The sequence below is a fragment of the Ancylomarina sp. YFZ004 genome, from assembly GCF_054254355.1.
The window spans coordinates 285,471-302,617 of the sequence record NZ_JBTCHQ010000006.1 but is presented as its reverse complement, the minus strand read 5'-3'; the positions used below and the strand labels follow the sequence as shown (position 1 = coordinate 302,617).

Sequence of the window (17,147 nt, the reverse complement as noted above, 5' to 3'; positions counted from 1 at the left end):
GGGAGGAAGGAAAGGATAAAAGATATCCGATTAAACCTTATCAATATATGAAGCCCAATCTCACTAAAATGAGATTGGGCTTTTTTTATTTACTAGAACCTAAAAGGTTTATATATCTATAGAAAAACATAAGATACTTAATTAATACGACTCCATAGGAGTCAAACAACAATAAAACCCATAAACCTATAGAGATACAATCCATTCTGGATTGAATTATTCGATGTGCAGACTTGTTTAAATTATTTTTTTTTATGCTTAACAAAAATTTACGAAACTTCGTGCTTTTAGCTTACATATGTTTTGCCAAAACGAACCACGATAGATCGGTATTTTCTCTTGATTTCCCTTTTCCTAATTTTATTTCTTTAGTTCTAAAAGATTAATGAAGTAAGTTTTCATCTTATATAAACAAATAGATGGCTCTAAAAGCAATCTATTTGTTTTTTGATTTGTAACTTTGCCCCCTTGGTAGATGAACAACTCCAACGAGCAAAGTATTAGATTAAAATATAATTAAACAATTCTATGAGTAAAGAGGTTAAAGCGAAAAAGAAAGTGGTGAAAATAGATACTTACGAATCGCTTAAAGCGTTGTATTATTCTGGTAAGGTGAAGCCAGCATTAAATAAAATCATTGTTGCCTTAGAAAAAGAGTCTGAAAACTTAGAACTCGTTCTTTTGGCTTGTCAGTGCTTGGAAAGAGCTAAGGATATTGACAAATTGTCTTTATACGCCGATGTTGTTATTAAATTGGATCCTAAAATTGCAATAGGATATTATTACAAGGGAGTTGCCCTTAAGCAGACAAAAGGAAAAGAGCAAGAAGCTCTAAAAAACTTTAACGAAGCATTAACTTTAGATCCTGACAACACTATTTACCTAAAAAGTAAAGCCAGCACACATTTTGCGCTTTACACAGATTACCATTTGCCATTAAAATTCGCTGAAAAGCACAGGGTTAAAACAGAAGAGAGTCTATTAAAAGTTATTGAACTGATAGAGCAAAAGGAAAATCCTGGTTATATAGAATTACTGACGATTGCTGATGTGTTTATGCTGATGAGCAAAGGCATACGTGCCAAGAAGTATTACATTAAAGCGGTCGATGCCTATAATGCTACTGATGAAGAGAAACAAGATAAAAATATATATAAAGACATCAGTAAGGCTCAAAATGCTTGTGTAAAGTTGTTGGATAAAATTATTGAAGAATAATAAAACAACTTTGTATTTCGTCAATAAATAGTGTTAAATGGATAACATTATATTGATGGCCTGTTTATATCAAACGGTAAAAATCATTTGCCAGAAAGCAGGGATTTCAAGTATTGGCGTATTTATTAATTTTAGCAGTAAACACATACAGAAGTGCAATGAATGGCAACAGTTCTTACCGGAAACCGTTGCCATTCATTGCTATAATAACACGGACAGAATAATATCAAGGACAAAAGATTGTGTTTAATCTTATAAAATCGTCTTTGCTTTTAAGGTCAAATAATATGCAGCCCCCGCTACCCACACGATGACAACCGAAAGCGAGGCTAATCGTGCGGTAGCGATGGAATTAGATTAGGAAAATAAAATTATGAATGAAGTGAAAACAAATAAAAGATAATATGACCAATAATGATATATTACGACGTGTTCGTTACCTATTTGACTTTAGTGATCTTAAAATGATTGCCCTTTTTAAATTAACCAATCACGATGTAAGTAGAGCGGATTTGAGTGACTGGTTAAAAAGAGATGATGACCCTACATTATTAGAAATCACAGATAAAGAACTGGCCACTTTCCTTAACGGATTAATCATTGAAAAACGCGGAAAAAGAGAAGGTCCTTTACCAGAGCCAGAAGATCCTTTAAGCAATAACATGATTCTTAAGAAACTGAAAATTGCATTGGATTTGAAATCAGATGACATCTTAGATATGTTAGCCTTAATAGATAAAAAGATAAGCAAACATGAGTTGAGTGCTTTTTTCCGTAATCCTGATCATAAATCCTATCGAGATTTTTTGGATCAATACTTAAGACAATTTCTTAATGCATTGCAAGCGAAATACAAGCCTAAGCTAGGCAACGATTCCACAAGACAGTAAAGATATTTGAAATGAAATCCAATTTAGGAAGGTAGGGTCATCTGCCTATCTATTTGGCTTCTCTGTGTGATGAATGACATGAAAATTCATAAAACACATCGTGAGAGACTAGGGTGCGAACCTGTTGGCTCGATAAAATTAATAGGACGGCATAAACTAACAGGAAACGATTAACTGCTTACAACAAAGCGTTGGCTAAATGTGAACACTCGTATTTTATTCTACGGAATGCCACACAATTTTCAGCTCAAGTCGTTAATCAAAATGAACTTGTCATTAGGACAAATTCAATAGTAAAGAAAAAAGAACGAATGAGAAAACATGCCTAAAAACAACTATATATATGTCCTTAATTGTGACGATACTGAAAGGGACTTATGCAAGCTAGAATCGAGATATATTTTTAATAAGGAAGAAAATAATAAACTGGTTTTTTCCGATAAAAAAGTAGAACCTTCATGCAGTGCTTTCATTAAAAGAAGGCTCGATATTGTTTCATTTTCTGAAGATTATTCTACGCTAATAAATCAAATAAAAAAAGAAAGTATACGCGTTGAAGGTTTCAAAGTTGAATATTTAGTTTTTGAAGGTGATACAATTGGGTATGCCGATAGGCTAAATAAGTTAAGAGATATAGGCTTTAGCATTGAAGGTATTCACGATTATTACAACCCAACAATAACTTATGCTTTATGCTATTACGAGGGCATTTGGTATTTTGGTGTTTCGATTAAAAACAATATAGCTTGGCATGAACACAAGCAAAAACCATGTTCATTCAGTAACTCAATAAGTGTAAGTATTGCCAAATCTCTTGTCAACATTGCAGCAAAGACAAACAAAGGAACTAAGCTGCTTGATGCATGTTGTGGTGTTGGCACAATAATGTTAGAAGCTTGTTTTGCAGGAAATAATATTGAGGGTTGCGACATTAACGAGAAAACATGTAATAATGCACGAAAAAATCTTTCTCATTTCAACTATACTGCAAATATATATCACTCCGATATAAAAGACATTAGCAAAAGATATGAGGCTGCCATTATCGACCTGCCATATAATTTGTTCACCAGTGCAACTGATAATGATATCTTACACATTATTGAGTCGACAGCAGAAATCACAGATCGACTTATTATTGTATCTACTTCAGATATTACAAACTTAATAAGCAATATAGGATTCACAATATCAGACTATTGCAGCGTTAGCAAAAGAGGAAAGGTAAATTTTGCTAGAGAAATATGGGTTTGTGAAAAGAATAAATAAGTAATTTACCTTCCGTTTACGAAAAGTGAGTACCCCTCAAAAAGCCATTTCTTTAAAAGAGTGGCTTTTTTTATTAAAAGCTTATTGTTTAATAGATTTATTTTCGAAAATAAAAAATGTACACAATACCTTCTAATATTGGATGTGTTGTGCACTTTTAAATCCGATATGTTAAAATATATGCACTTGTGCACATATACTAGTTAGCCACAATTCTTCTTATATCAGAGATGTTAAATCCTCAAGTTAACGTATAAAAATATCCATACAGATATCTTAAAAGACAAAACCAAAAGAACCCGTATGTGAAGGCTTTAACGTTAATTATAATGTAATTTTGATGACTAAACAAAAAGAAGAAAATATACTTAAAGTAATCATTAAATATCCTTCATTGGATTATCCCTACAGTTTTTCAAAAAGAATAATATAGATGAGAAGTGGATTTTAATATGACACATGTTTTTTTATACTATCAGTTTTGATTTATTGAATAATTAGATATATTTGCAGCAGATTAGATCGTGAAAATGAATTAATTCCAACACATAGAATGACATTGGGAATTAATTCTGATCTTTCGTGAAAGTATTCTTACCTACACGTACTATGTACCTAATAAGTGATTTAAAAGCTTAAGAAGATTGGGTATATAGTATGAAATTATCATAATTTATGGTTATAGTTGTATTAAGGCGATATTTAATATCGAACTATAATAATATGCGATAATTTCTAATCAATTCTGCCCTACTTCTCAGCATTTATCACGTTTTAAGAACATTAATTTAAAACAAATGTCATGAGAAAAATGAAAAACCTTTTAATCGTAATGGGTGCAATTTTAATTACGAGTTGTTCCTCTACTAAATCGTTGGTTTACCAAAATGCAAATACAAAAGAAGCCTGCGATTGTAAAAATGGTGTGTGGTATAATAATAAATGCTGGACAGAGTATGATGACAACGGGGTAAGCTCAGAAAATATCGATTCAGTCGTTAACGTTCAAATTAAAATCATTGAAAAAGGGATTATTAAAGTCAACGATCAATCTCATAAAATCACCTTCTTTTTTCCCATGCAAGAGGAGAAACAATTAATACTGGTAACTTCATATAAGGTAGAGAATAAGTTAAAGACCTTATTGCATTTAGCCAATAATAAAGATACGGACAAATCAGAATTTATAGCCCAAACTTATTTGTTTTCGGGGAATCTCGATGACGTTATGGATGGGCATGATTCTTTAGATTCTGCATTGATGGATTCTGAAGCCAAAGGAGAGAGTACAATAAGTGTTAATAATAAATCTGAATTAGATTTCACTTGCCATTCTCATCTAAAAACTAATGACCTATCGGAAAGCTATGAAATTGATTATTCTGCCAATGCTACTCTACTAGGAGCTGGTACAAGTGAATTAACTATAAAAGATAATAATGCCTATTTATCGGGTGATTTAGGCACTATTAGTTATCTGCAGATTAAAAATTTAATCGAAAATCATCCTGAGGTAAGAACCGTAATATTAGGCAAGATTAAGGGGTCGTTAAACGATCAAGTGAATATGCACACAGGAAGAATACTGCACGAAGCTGGATTAAACACAAAAGTTTTAGCTGATAGTGATATCGCCTCGGGAGGCGTTGATCTTTTTTGTGCTGGTATCGAACGTATTGTAGAAAAAGGAGCAAAAATTGGCATCCACTCATGGTGTTGCCTTAACGGACTTACAGCAATAGAGATTCCTTTTGATCATCCTGCTCACAAATATCAAATCTCATATTTCACCATGGCATTAGGTGAACAAAATGGTCCAAATTTTTACTTTCATACTTTAGAAGCTGCTCCATTTGATGGGGTACACTGGATGAGTGACGATGATCTTATAAAATGGAATGTGGCAACACAGTTTATTACAAAATAATATCATTCACACAGTTTGCTTGCGTTGGTTTAATGTCTTTGTTGATATCAGGCAGCTATGGCGAAATACAATTACCTGTTGGTAAGGAAGCCTGGAAAGCTCTTTTGTTTATAGCCATATTTGCTACTAGTTATATGTATACAATTCAAAATTACTATCAAAAATACATATTGGAACTTACTACTGCTATCATCTTTGCTTTCGAACCCATTTTTGCATCGCTTACAGCAATTATTTATTTTAACGAAAGCTTTTGGTTATAGTCTTTTTATAGGAGGACTATTAATGTTTACTGGTATGATAATAGCTGAAATGAAAACTCCCAAGCTTTTAAAAAGAAAAACCTTACGTAGAATTCATTAGTCATCGTTTTAAAATAGCCCTAAAAACAATGCTGAATGAGTAGAATAACTAATAAAATATAATATGAAAATCAGAAATATTTTAATAATGGTTTTACCATTAATTATCTTGTCGTGTAACAATAAGAGAAAAGCGTCATTCGAAATTAAAGGTGTAATTTCCGATGAATATTGTAAAAGTGTAACATTAGAACCTTCGTCTGTATATGCCGATGACTATACGTGCGAACTAGATCCAAACGGTAGTTTTTGTATAAAAACAGAGAATCTAAAAGCTGGAATCTATTACCTTAGATTATTCGACTATTTCAGAATACCAATTTATATAGATCAATCGGGAGTTGCTGAAATCCAAATTGAGTATAATGATAAAAAGTTTGATGTTAAATATAGTGGAACTTCTTCCGAATTATCAAATATATTATACGAGAATGACACCAAAATCAATAAAATAAAATCAGATTTTGATAAATCTGAAATAAAATCAGGTGAGCAACTTAAGTGTTACCAGAATTTATATTCTTCACTTGTAAAAGTTATTGAAGACGAAAAGAGCTTACCTGATAACATTAAACAACTTAGAAAAAAGGAGATTAAATATATTTTAGCTCTAAAAGAATATTTTTTCGAACAAGACAATGAAGATTTGGGTAAACCCATCGACAAAAATTTTGGTGGTACATATATGAGTGGAATTACTTTTGACGATCCTGATTTGAATGAAAATGCCAATGTGATTAGTCTTGTAAGAATATTATACAATAATCAGGCTACGACAAAAAACACATTGGAGGGTAAAAAAGAGTTGGCTGATAAATTGCATGCATTTATAGAGCTTGTAAAAGAGAATGTTAGAGACCGGAGATTAGTTGAGCTGTCATTATTTAAAAATCTTAATCGTTCGTTGCTCTACTTAAAATTAAACGAATATGCCCCTGTATTAGATGTATACAAAAAAGAAATACACGATGAGTCTTTGCTAAAACAACTAACTGAGATATCTGAAGCTCTTATAGCAAAAAAAGAGAAATTATCAGCTGGAAAACCTGCACCAGAATGGAGTGCCAAAGATAAAGATGGTAATGTTGTTTCATTAAGTGATTTTAAAGGTAAATATGTTTACGTAGATGTGTGGGCAACATGGTGTAAACCTTGTGTTGGAGAAATTCCTCATCTTCATAAATTAATTGATCATTATAAAAACAAGAATATTGTTTTTATAAGTTATTCCCTTGATAATAAACAAAAACGGTGGGAGAAATTCATTTCAAAAGAAGAAAGCAAATCTATCCATGTAATTGACAAGGATGGGTTTGACTCGCCTATAAAAGACTCTTATATGTTTAGAGGTATTCCTCGTTTTATTTTAATTGATAAAGACGGTAGAATTATTGATATTGATGCACCCCGTCCTTCGAGTAAGGAGATATATGAGATATTAGACAAATATTTATAATACAGTACTAAAACAGCCGCTAACAATAGCTAAATTTCATTGGCGTTGACAAGCCCATGAGACTTAGCAAGACCCTCAAAAAGCCATTCTCCTATGAGAGTGGCTTTTACTTTTGTGATTACGTGGATGAGTTGCCTGTCTCGAAGACTTCGAAAAAGTAATCTTTATCTCAATTAAAATGAACTCCTATTTTACTTATTACTGTTTAATTTGTTGATTTATTAGTTTTCAAGAGTGAATAAAACAAGTGTTCGTTATCACCATGTTCGGAGATATAAATCCGCTTTTACTGTTAATCATAAATGCCAATGCGATTGTTTATAAGTTAACAGTAAATTTAAGAAAAAGTGATAATAACGATTAGGTCAGTTGACATGAATTAAACCTAAAAAAAGCGATAAAGAAAGATTCTGCAAAATGTAATGAATCACCTTTAAACTACACAGATAGAACTACAGGAACAAAAGATGACATTACAATTGCGAGATATGATCTTGAAAATATGGGTGTCAAAAACGGCTTGTATGTCGGTGAAAAATGACAATTAAATTTCTGCAAATAACAAACAAGTTACATGTCAAAAAAAACAATCTGAAATTAGTTGCTTTTATGACAAGACTATTGAATTTTTGACTATGTTTGGCGCACAATAAAAAATAACAACAACAAACATTAAAAAAGAAAATAATATGAGTGCAGTAATCGTAAAAAACTCGAGGAACACAGAGAATGCACCAAAGTGTGCTGTATCTACACAATCTGTAGCTTTTTCTCATTACAATAATATTTCAGCTCAATTACCAATCGATCCAAAATCTGGTAAAATGGTAGCTGGTGGTGTAAAAGAGCAGGCTGAGCAGTGCTTAAACAACATTAAAGCCATTGTAGAAAGTATCGACCATAATATGGACGATGTAGTTAAAATCACTGTATTCCTTAAGAATATCTCAGATTTAGAGGCTGTAAACGAAGTTTATACAACATTCTTCCAAGGCTCTCGTCCTACACAGACGGTTGTAGCTGTTGCAGCTTTACCTATGACTGACGCTTTGGTACAAATGGATACCCTTATCTCAAACGGTGAAGGTACAGCTCCACAAGCTGCTTGCGCTCTCGTAAAAGTTTCGAGAAACACGAAAAATGCACCAAAGAGTTCTGTGTCTAAACAAACTGTAGCTTTTTCTCATTATAATAACCTTACTTCTCAATTACCTATCGACCCAAAAACTGGTGAAGTGGTAACTGGTGGTGTAAAAGAGCAGACTGAACAATGCTTAAACAACATTAAAGCAATTTTAGAGAGTATCGATCACGTTATGAACGATATCGTTAAAACAACTATATTCCTTAAAAACATCTCGGATGTTGAAGCCGTAAACGAAGTTTGTGCAAAATTTTTCCCAAACTATGTTCCTGCACGTACAGTAGTTAACGCTTCAGCTTTACCTATGGATGCTTTGGTACAAATTGATACTGCTGTGTCACACGGAGATGGTACTCCCCCACAACTTCCTGAAGACACAAGTCTACTTGTGATAGAAGCAAACAATACTGAGAATGCACCAAAAGCATCATACTCACACACTGTAGCTTTTTCTCATTACAATCATATTTCAGGTCAATTACCTATCGATCCAAAAACTGGTGAAATAGTAGCTGGTGGTGTAAAAGAGCAGGCTGAACAATGTCTAAAAAATATCAAGGCAATTATTGAAAGTGTTGACCATGATATGGACGATACAGTTAAAATCAATATCGCCCTTAAAAATATCGCAGATATTGATGCTGTAAACGAAGTTTACACAACATTCTTCAAAGGCGATCTTCCTGCAAGAACAGTAATTGGCGTTTCAGCTATTGCTATGGATGCTTTGGTACAAATTGATGCCGTTGTTTCTAACGCTGAAGGTACACCTCCTGCGAAGTAACAAGATCTTTCAGTTATTGATTTCATGTCTTAAAAGACAATATCTCATAAACTGTGTAAGTACAAAAATAGCTTGGGTTATGCCCAAGCTATTTTTTTGTGTCATTTTTTATAATTTACACAGCAATGAAGAAAGAAAATTTATTTTAGGATGCGTTTTTAAAACAGGAGAAAAACTCAGTCGCTTTTTGAAGGAGATTCAAAAGCGTGCTTTATATCAACTCAAAATTGAATAAAAAAGAGTATATCCAAATTTTGGACGCAGCATCTTCATCATATAAAACGAACTCTAAACATCTTCAATCTCCACAAAATTAGTTTCAATAACTTCATTGAGCTTAGCAACTGAAAGTGGTTTTGATATAAAACCTTTTAAATCAATATTTAATTTAGAACGATCAACATCATCCTGATTAAGGCTTGAGGTTAACATAGCCATTACAATTCGACCTTTTTGCTCTTCAGGTAGCTTATCGTATTCTTCCAAAAACTCCCAACCGTTCATTAAAGGCATATTGATATCCAAAAAGATGATACCCGGTTGAGGATAAGCCTCGTTGCTTTCGTATCGCCCAGTGCAAGTTAAGAACTCTAAAGCTTCAATTCCATTGTAAGTCGTTTGAACAAACGTATCAATACCCGCTTTCTTAATCATCATTCGATGTAGAAAATTATTAGCTTCTTCGTCATCAATCAATAAAATACAATCTAAACCTTCAAATTTCCTCATGACTTTTAATATTCGTGTTTATAGTAAAGTTAAAAGTACTACCCTTGCCTACTTCAGAATCAACCCAAATGTCACCATTGTGTAATTCAACAATTTTACGACAATGTGCCAAACCAATTCCAGTACCTTCATATTCGGTTCGAGTATGTAAGCGTTGGAATATAATGAATACCTTATCCTGATACTTAGAATCAATACCTATACCATTATCCTTAACCGAAAAACGCCAAGCAGACTTCTCTTTTTCGGCATGAATATGTATTTCAGGCGTTTTATCATCATCCATAAATTTTATGGCATTACTGATCAGGTTTTGAAATAAAAGTCTCAATTCAGTCTCATAAGCATATATTGTCGGTAATTCTCCTAAAACAATCTTAGCATTCGAAGTCTGTATCAAATAATCAAGATCATAACAAACAGATTCAACCAATAAATTTAAGTTTGTCTTTTTAGATTCTGCCTTTTTACCTAACCTACTGTAATCGAGCAAGCCCTTAATCAAGCTTTTCATCCGTGTAGATGCCTGATGAATAAATTGAAAGCTATTCTCCTCAATTTCATTAAGTTTATCTTCAGAATGTTCTTTAATCAGCTCCACAAAACTGATAATTGTGTTCAATGGCTCTTGTAAATCGTGTGAAGCGATATAGGTAAACTGCTCGAGCTCCTTATTCTTTTCTTCTATCTTTTTAGTATTTAATTGTAGGGCGTTCTCAATTTTCTTTCTTTCAGATATATCAATAATCGAAGCCAAAACCTGATCGCCATTTGCAGTTTCTATAGGATTAAGGCCAATCTCTATTGGGAATTCAGACCCATCCTTTCTTCTTGCATACAAATCCCTACCTGCACCCATTGCACGAGGCTGGGGAGCTTTCAAAAACATATTACGAAGCTGAGGGTGGGCTGCACGTAACTTATCTGGCAGTAATATTTCCACATCCTGCCCCATCAGTTCTTCTCTGGCATATCCGAAAAGATTCTCCGTTTGTTTGTTAACCAAGGATATTTTTCCATCCTGACCAACAAGGATGATGGCATTGGGAGCAGATTCAACCACTAATCGAAAACGATCGTTGGCCTTCTTTCTTTCAGTAATATCGATAATTGAAGCTAAAACCTGATCTCCATTCGCTGTTTCTATCGGATTTAGGCCAATCTCTATTGGGAATTCGGACCCATTCTTTCTTCTTGCATACAAATCCCTACCTGCACCCATCGCTCGAGGCTGTGGAGCTTTCAAAAACATATTACGAAGCTGAGGGTGGGCTGCACGTAACTTATCTGGCAGTAATATTTCCACATCCTGCCCCATCAATTCTTCTCTGGCATATCCGAAAAGATTCTCCGTTTGTTTGTTAACCAAGGATATTTTTCCATCCTGACCAACAAGGATGATGGCATTGGGAGCCGATTCAACTACTAATCGAAAACGATCGTTAGCCTTCTTTCTTTCAGTAATATCGATAATTGAGGCTAAAACCAGAATACCCTCTACTGTTACAATGGGATTAAGACCAATTTCCACTGGAAATTCCTCTCCCCCGTTTTTCAAACCATACAGATCCTTATTCGCATCCATTTGCCTATTCAATGGGTTTTGAACATGTGTTTTAAACAAATCAGAATGCTTCTTTTTAAATCGCTCGGGAATCAGCTTGATTATATCCTGACCAATAAGCTCTTGCTTGCTGTATTTAAATAAGGTTTCCGCAAAATGGTTGAGATATACAATTTTCCCCTGACTGTTAATTAATAATAGAGCATTGGGCGAAGCCTCAACCATTAACTGAAAAGTCAGTTCATTTTCTTTCAAAGTCGTCATGGGCAGTTAGTGTTGTCTTGATATTCTACAGAAAATCAATCCTAATATAATAATAACCACACTGTTAATCAAGAAAACTCTTATTTTTAATTAATAGATCTTCAAACCTAAGCGTTTTTCATCTCTGAAAACCACCTTAAATAAGCTTAAATACTGTTAAAAGTAAAATAATCATATTGTTTAACATTTCCAAGCTAACTACTTTAGAGGAGCTTAAAGTTTAATAACTTGACCTCAGCCCAAAATATGATTCGAATTCTACTGATTCTTTTAATTATTTTCCTTTTCTATAATTCATCGAATGCAACGCCCATAGCGAATGATTCCATCATCAGTATATCAGGTCAAATTGTGACGACTACAGGCATAAGTCCTGTCCCACTGGCACACCTAATTACAAAAGGTAAACGAAGTGGACAAATTTGTGATAGTTTGGGTATTTTCCATTTACAAGTCAAACAGTCTGACACACTTATTATATCAGCACTTGGTTTTAAAACTCAAGAATGGGCAATCCCTTTCATTTTTGATACAACTCTCCCCCAATTCTTCTCAATTCCTTTGGAAAAAATGGCCTATTTGTTAAAGGAAGTGGATGTATTCGCCTTGGGAACCTGGGATGAATTTAAAGCTGCCTTTCTGAAATTAGAAATCAAAAATGAATATGAGATCAATTCTCAAATAACAAAAGAGCTTGCACCTTATAATACAAAGCCACCTAATATAATACCACCACAATATAGAGCGACTATCGAAGATCCTAGCATTTGGGATGCAATAGGAACTCCAGCCTCCTTCCTCTTCGCAAAATTCAATCGCAAAGAAAAAAGCAAGCGTAAAGTATCAAAGATGATTCGTAACGAGTGGAGAATTAAAAAGCTTAGCCAAAACTACAGCAGTGAGATTGTTACCGCAAACACGGGACTTAAAGGTGACAGATTGGAAGATTTCATGGCCTACTGTGGTCCAAAAATGAAAATTACCGAGATTACCAGCCAATACGATATTTTGGAACAAATTGTTAATAATTATAAAGAATACCTCGATTTCCCCAAAAAAAAATAAGCATCCGTGCCATAATATTTGTACTAATAATTATCAGTTTCAAATCATTCAAATTTCAAGTTTACCTCCTTAAATAAACTTAAATACTGTTAAAAGTAAAATAATCATATTGTTTAATACTTTTAAGCGAACTACTTTAGAGGAGCTTAAAAATTCATAACCTGACCTCCGCCCAAAATATGATTCGTATTCTACTGCTTCTTTTAATTCTTTTCCTTTTCTATAATTCATCAAGTGCGACAAACGTAGAAAATGATTCCCTAATAAGCATATCGGGGCAAGTTGTTACCAGCACAGGCATAAGTCCTATTCCTTTGGCACACCTTATTATTAAAGGCAAACGAAGTGGACAGATTTGTGATAGCCTGGGTATTTTCCATTTACAAGTCAAACAGTCTGACACACTTATTATATCAGCACTTGGTTTTAAAACCCAAGAATGGGCAGTTCCTTTCATTTTTGATACCACTCTCCCCCTATTCTTCCAAATTCCTTTGAAAAAAATGGCCTATCTGTTAAAGGAAGTGGATGTGTTTGCACTGGGAACCTGGGATGAGTTTAAAGCAGACTTTGTGAAGTTAAAAATCAAAGACGATAACGTGATCAATACGCAGATTACAAAAGAACTAGCTCCTTTTCGAACTAAGAAGCCCAATATAGTTCCACCACAATACAGAGCTCTCATCGAAAAACCCCATTTCATTAACAACTTTAAGTTTCTACCAGCTTATTTATTCACAAAGCTCAGTAGAAGTGAAAAAAGGAAACGGAAAATAACTGGCTTAATCAGAAACAAGTGGAAAGCAAAAAAACTGTCCCAATACTACAGCAGTGATATTGTTGCCGCAAACACGGGACTAAAAGGTGACAGATTGGAAGATTTCATGGCCTATTGTGGTCCAAAAATGAAAATTACCGAGATTACCAGCCAGTACGATATTTTGGAACAAATCGTCACTAATTATAAGAAATATTTCAATCTAATAAAAGAGAAGCAAATACCTAAGTAATAGATCGTAAAACAAGAATGAAAATTATCCATCGTATAAAAAAAACGCTTTCAAATCTCAGCTAAGCGACGTATTATCTCGACAAGGCATCTACGCATCAATGATTGAAGCTTAACAAAAATTAACGACAAACAACTTTTATAAGTACTCCAAAAAATTATCTTTGTAGGGCACAAAAAATAATTGACATTATTGTTGCCCTAAAAAGCAGTTCCAAACATTGCTTTTTTTGAGTGGAGATCATTTGATTTTTGGAGTGAAACTGTTTTATCCAGTTTTCTTCTGCCTATAGCAGTCTTCAAAACGACCTACCACACTTAAGTAAGTAAACGTTTAATAACACAAGCAAAATATACATTTTTATGATGCAGACAGTTGATATCAAAGAGCTAAACGAGCGTATCCAGCAGGAAAGTTCCTTCGTGGATATGGTTTCTATGGAAATGAATAAGGTTATTGTTGGACAAAAGCACTTGGTTGAAAGCCTACTGATTGGCTTACTTTCCAATGGACACATCCTTCTTGAAGGGGTTCCCGGATTGGCAAAAACCCTTGCTATCAACACCCTTGCAACGACTATAGATGCTGACTTCAGCCGTATACAGTTTACGCCAGACCTTTTACCTGCCGACCTTATCGGTACAATGATCTATTCACAGAAGAAAGAAGAATTCGTAGTGAAAAAGGGACCAATCTTCGCCAACTTTATTCTTGCCGATGAAATTAACCGTGCTCCCGCAAAAGTTCAAGCGGCTCTTTTAGAGTCTATGCAAGAGCGTCAGGTAACTATTGGTGACCATACTTATAAGTTAGAAGAGCCATTCCTTGTTATGGCAACTCAAAATCCGATTGAGCAAGAAGGAACCTACCCTCTTCCAGAGGCACAGGTTGACCGTTTTATGCTTAAGGTGGTAATCAATTACCCTAAAAAAGATGAAGAGCAATTAATTATGCGTCAGAATCTTTTAAAGACATTCCCAGTTGCTAGTCAAATTCTTAAACCAGAAGATATTCTTAAGGCACGTTCTGTTGTTAAGGATGTTTATATGGATGAGAAGATTGAAAAATATATTGTTGATATTGTTTTCGCGACTCGTTTCCCAGCTGATTATGGTCTAGAGAAATTCAAAGAGATGATTGCCTTTGGTGGTTCACCTCGTGCGAGTATTTCATTGGCATCGGCAGCTAAAGCATTTGCTTTTATCAAGCGTCGTGGTTACGTTATTCCTGAAGATATCCGTGCCGTTTGTCACGATGTGCTTCGCCACCGTATTGGTTTAACTTACGAAGCAGAAGCTAACAACATCACAAGTGAGCATATTATCTCTGAGATTTTGAATACTGTTGAAGTACCATAGAAATTACGAATGAGGAATTAAGAATTACGATTGAAACTCCTTTCGTGATTCTTAAATTCAACGACTTAATTATTAATTTATAATTATCAATTCGTAATTAACTATGGAGACTAGCGAATTATTAAAAAAAGTTCGGAAAATCGAGATCAAAACCAAAGGCTTGTCTCGAAATATATTTGCTGGAGAATACCACTCAGCATTTAAAGGACGAGGTATGACCTTTAGCGAGGTTCGCGAATACCAATACGGAGACGACATTCGTAATATCGACTGGAACGTAACAGCTCGTTACAATACGCCTTTCGTTAAGCTTTTCGAAGAAGAGCGTGAAATGACCGTAATGTTGATGATTGACGTGAGTGGTTCACGAGAGTTTGGAAGCATGTCGAAGCTCAAGAAAAATCAGATTACTGAGATTGCAGCTGTACTTGCTTTTTCAGCTATTCAGAACAACGATAAAATTGGTGTTCTATTCTTTTCAGATATCATTGAAAAGTTTATTCCTCCTAAAAAAGGGAAATCTCATATCCTAAGAATCATCCGCGAGCTAATCGATTTTAAACCTGAACATCGTAAGACTGATATCAGTAATGCTCTTCGTTACCTGACTAAGGCAATTAAGAAGCGTTGTACCACTTTCGTGATATCCGATTTTATCGACGATAATGACTTTGAAAAATCTTTGAGTATTGCCAACAACAAACACGATGTGGTTGCTCTTAAGATCTACGATAAGCGAGAAGAAGAATTACCATCAATCGGATTGGTTAGAATGCTAGATGCAGAGACTCGTCAATATCAATGGGTAGATACCTCTAGTTCGAAGGTAAGAAATGCTCATGCTAAATGGTGGAGAGAGAATCAATCAAAAGTTGAAGAAACTTTCAAACGTTCAGGTGTGGATGTGGCAAATATCAGAACCGATCAGGACTATGTGCGATCGTTGATTGCCCTATTTAAACGAAGAGCCTAATTAAATTTAGGATTTTAGATTTGTGATTTATTCATATTAATCATTCATAAATCTTAACTCATAATTCAAAAATAATTGAGGGTTTTAAAGAAATAAGATGATAGGATTACAAACAATAAAAAAACAATTCCAAAGAAGCTTCTTACTTCTGAGTTTTGCCTTGCTCTTAAATCCAGCAATGGCACAAGACAATGAAGATGGCTTTAAAGTTAGTGTAGCATTGGATACCAATGTAATCTCCATTGGCGATCAGATCAACTTGAAACTTTCCGTTGATCAGCCTAAAGGTATGATAATTGGATTTCCTGTTTTCACAGATAGTATCACAAAGAACATTGAAGTCATAGGTCAATGGCCCATGGATACAACAAAGAAAAAAGATGGTAGCCTCAAGATTAATAAGAGATACCTGATTACTTCTTTCGATGGTGGCGTTCACAAAATTCCGCCCTTCGTTTTTAAATTGAATCGGGAGAATATCAATAACATTATTCGTACTGATACCATGCAATTGGGTGTGCGAAGTTTTGAAATTGATACCACAAAGGCCAATTTTGATATTGCTATGCCGATTCATACGCCTGTATCATTTGCTGAGGTTGCGCCCTGGGCTGGAGGTGGTTTAATACTTATTGCCATTCTTTTTTCTGCTTATTATTTCTATCGCAGATACAAGAGCAATCAACCATTATTCAAAGCTGAAGTTCCTGCTGAGCCTGCTCATGTTATCGCACTCAGAAAACTGGAAGAAATTGACACTCAAAAGCTCTGGCAAACAGGTCATATCAAGCAATACCATTCAGATCTTACTGATACGGTTCGTAACTATCTTGACGAACGTTTTGGTTTGGCAACTATAGAATCAACTACTGATGAGACTATGGATGCTATTTCTGAGAACATGATGCATAAGGATCTGATTTCTGACTTGAAAGTTATTTTGGAAAGAGCTGACCTGGCTAAGTTTGCCAAATTTCAACCTCTACCTGACGAAAATCAATTGAGTTTGAAATATGCTTATCGTATTGTCGAAAAAACACTGATAAAAGAAACAGTCATAGAAGAACCTGAAGAGGAATCTGAACCAGCTGAATTAACAAAAGAAGAAGAGAACAAATTAGTCTAATTAGTGAC

General features: G+C 34.3%; 14 protein-coding genes. 12 read left to right on the top strand and 2 right to left on the bottom strand.

Annotated features, from left to right (window positions below; all coding sequences use genetic code 11):
- Nucleotides 1-528 precede the first annotated feature (528 nt).
- From ACXR6G_RS12125 to ACXR6G_RS12095, 7 genes are all read left to right on the top strand, one after another.
- Nucleotides 529-1,218, top strand: a complete 690-nt coding sequence (locus ACXR6G_RS12125) for a hypothetical protein (RefSeq protein ID WP_458361699.1) — start codon at nt 529-531, stop codon at nt 1,216-1,218.
- 404 nt (nt 1,219-1,622) lie between these two features.
- Nucleotides 1,623-2,108: a DUF1456 family protein gene (locus ACXR6G_RS12120; RefSeq protein WP_458361698.1), complete on the top strand. Its 486-nt coding sequence runs from the start codon at nt 1,623-1,625 to the stop codon at nt 2,106-2,108.
- Between the two features lie 321 nt (nt 2,109-2,429).
- Nucleotides 2,430-3,377 carry a TRM11 family SAM-dependent methyltransferase gene (locus ACXR6G_RS12115; protein WP_458361697.1) on the top strand — a complete coding sequence of 316 codons (948 nt, stop codon included), beginning with the start codon at nt 2,430-2,432 and terminating at the stop codon, nt 3,375-3,377.
- 802 nt (nt 3,378-4,179) lie between these two features.
- Entirely contained in the window at nt 4,180-5,304 is a 1,125-nt protein-coding gene (locus tag ACXR6G_RS12110) for a hypothetical protein (protein ID WP_458361696.1), read from the top strand.
- On the top strand, nt 5,271-5,567 hold the full coding sequence (locus ACXR6G_RS12105; protein ID WP_458361695.1) for an EamA family transporter: 297 nt from the start codon (nt 5,271-5,273) through the stop codon (nt 5,565-5,567). Before ACXR6G_RS12110 ends, ACXR6G_RS12105 begins: the two co-directional genes overlap by 34 nt.
- A gap of 163 nt (nt 5,568-5,730) precedes the next feature.
- On the top strand, nt 5,731-7,122 hold the full coding sequence (locus ACXR6G_RS12100) for a TlpA family protein disulfide reductase (RefSeq protein ID WP_458361694.1): 1,392 nt from the start codon (nt 5,731-5,733) through the stop codon (nt 7,120-7,122).
- Between the two features lie 689 nt (nt 7,123-7,811).
- Nucleotides 7,812-9,050: a RidA family protein gene (locus ACXR6G_RS12095; RefSeq protein ID WP_458361693.1), complete on the top strand. Its 1,239-nt coding sequence runs from the start codon at nt 7,812-7,814 to the stop codon at nt 9,048-9,050.
- Nucleotides 9,051-9,338: 288 nt separating this feature from the next.
- Here ACXR6G_RS12095 and ACXR6G_RS12090 read toward each other — a convergent pair whose 3' ends face one another.
- A complete protein-coding gene (locus tag ACXR6G_RS12090; protein ID WP_458361692.1) occupies nt 9,339-9,779 on the bottom strand; it encodes a response regulator in 441 nt (146 codons plus the stop codon).
- The gene (locus ACXR6G_RS12085; protein ID WP_458361691.1) at nt 9,766-11,607 is read right to left on the bottom strand and encodes a PAS domain-containing sensor histidine kinase; all 1,842 of its coding nucleotides are present in this window, start codon (nt 11,605-11,607) and stop codon (nt 9,766-9,768) included. The genes ACXR6G_RS12090 and ACXR6G_RS12085 overlap by 14 nt, the downstream gene beginning before the upstream one ends.
- A 246-nt stretch (nt 11,608-11,853) precedes the next feature.
- On the opposite strand from ACXR6G_RS12085, the gene ACXR6G_RS12080 reads away from it, so the two are divergent.
- From ACXR6G_RS12080 to ACXR6G_RS12060, 5 genes are all read left to right on the top strand, one after another.
- A complete protein-coding gene (locus ACXR6G_RS12080; protein WP_458361690.1) occupies nt 11,854-12,672 on the top strand; it encodes a carboxypeptidase-like regulatory domain-containing protein in 819 nt (272 codons plus the stop codon).
- 179 nt (nt 12,673-12,851) lie between these two features.
- Nucleotides 12,852-13,682, top strand: a complete 831-nt coding sequence (locus tag ACXR6G_RS12075) for a carboxypeptidase-like regulatory domain-containing protein (protein ID WP_458361689.1) — start codon at nt 12,852-12,854, stop codon at nt 13,680-13,682.
- A gap of 362 nt (nt 13,683-14,044) precedes the next feature.
- The gene (locus ACXR6G_RS12070) at nt 14,045-15,040 is read left to right on the top strand and encodes an AAA family ATPase (protein ID WP_458361688.1); all 996 of its coding nucleotides are present in this window, start codon (nt 14,045-14,047) and stop codon (nt 15,038-15,040) included.
- 103 nt (nt 15,041-15,143) lie between these two features.
- Nucleotides 15,144-16,013, top strand: a complete 870-nt coding sequence (locus ACXR6G_RS12065; protein ID WP_458361687.1) for a DUF58 domain-containing protein — start codon at nt 15,144-15,146, stop codon at nt 16,011-16,013.
- Nucleotides 16,014-16,110: 97 nt separating this feature from the next.
- Nucleotides 16,111-17,139, top strand: a complete 1,029-nt coding sequence (locus tag ACXR6G_RS12060) for a hypothetical protein (RefSeq protein WP_458361686.1) — start codon at nt 16,111-16,113, stop codon at nt 17,137-17,139.
- Nucleotides 17,140-17,147: the final 8 nt, after the last annotated feature.

Coding starts and splice junctions, on each gene's coding strand:
- ACXR6G_RS12125 (WP_458361699.1), top strand. CDS start 529: ATGAGTAAAGAGGTTAAAGCGAAAAAGAAAGTGGTGAAAATAGATACT.
- ACXR6G_RS12120 (WP_458361698.1), top strand. CDS start 1,623: ATGACCAATAATGATATATTACGACGTGTTCGTTACCTATTTGACTTT.
- ACXR6G_RS12115 (WP_458361697.1), top strand. CDS start 2,430: ATGCCTAAAAACAACTATATATATGTCCTTAATTGTGACGATACTGAA.
- ACXR6G_RS12110 (WP_458361696.1), top strand. CDS start 4,180: ATGAGAAAAATGAAAAACCTTTTAATCGTAATGGGTGCAATTTTAATT.
- ACXR6G_RS12105 (WP_458361695.1), top strand. CDS start 5,271: ATGGAATGTGGCAACACAGTTTATTACAAAATAATATCATTCACACAG.
- ACXR6G_RS12100 (WP_458361694.1), top strand. CDS start 5,731: ATGAAAATCAGAAATATTTTAATAATGGTTTTACCATTAATTATCTTG.
- ACXR6G_RS12095 (WP_458361693.1), top strand. CDS start 7,812: ATGAGTGCAGTAATCGTAAAAAACTCGAGGAACACAGAGAATGCACCA.
- ACXR6G_RS12090 (WP_458361692.1), bottom strand. CDS start 9,779: ATGAGGAAATTTGAAGGTTTAGATTGTATTTTATTGATTGATGACGAA.
- ACXR6G_RS12085 (WP_458361691.1), bottom strand. CDS start 11,607: ATGACGACTTTGAAAGAAAATGAACTGACTTTTCAGTTAATGGTTGAG.
- ACXR6G_RS12080 (WP_458361690.1), top strand. CDS start 11,854: ATGATTCGAATTCTACTGATTCTTTTAATTATTTTCCTTTTCTATAAT.
- ACXR6G_RS12075 (WP_458361689.1), top strand. CDS start 12,852: ATGATTCGTATTCTACTGCTTCTTTTAATTCTTTTCCTTTTCTATAAT.
- ACXR6G_RS12070 (WP_458361688.1), top strand. CDS start 14,045: ATGATGCAGACAGTTGATATCAAAGAGCTAAACGAGCGTATCCAGCAG.
- ACXR6G_RS12065 (WP_458361687.1), top strand. CDS start 15,144: ATGGAGACTAGCGAATTATTAAAAAAAGTTCGGAAAATCGAGATCAAA.
- ACXR6G_RS12060 (WP_458361686.1), top strand. CDS start 16,111: ATGATAGGATTACAAACAATAAAAAAACAATTCCAAAGAAGCTTCTTA.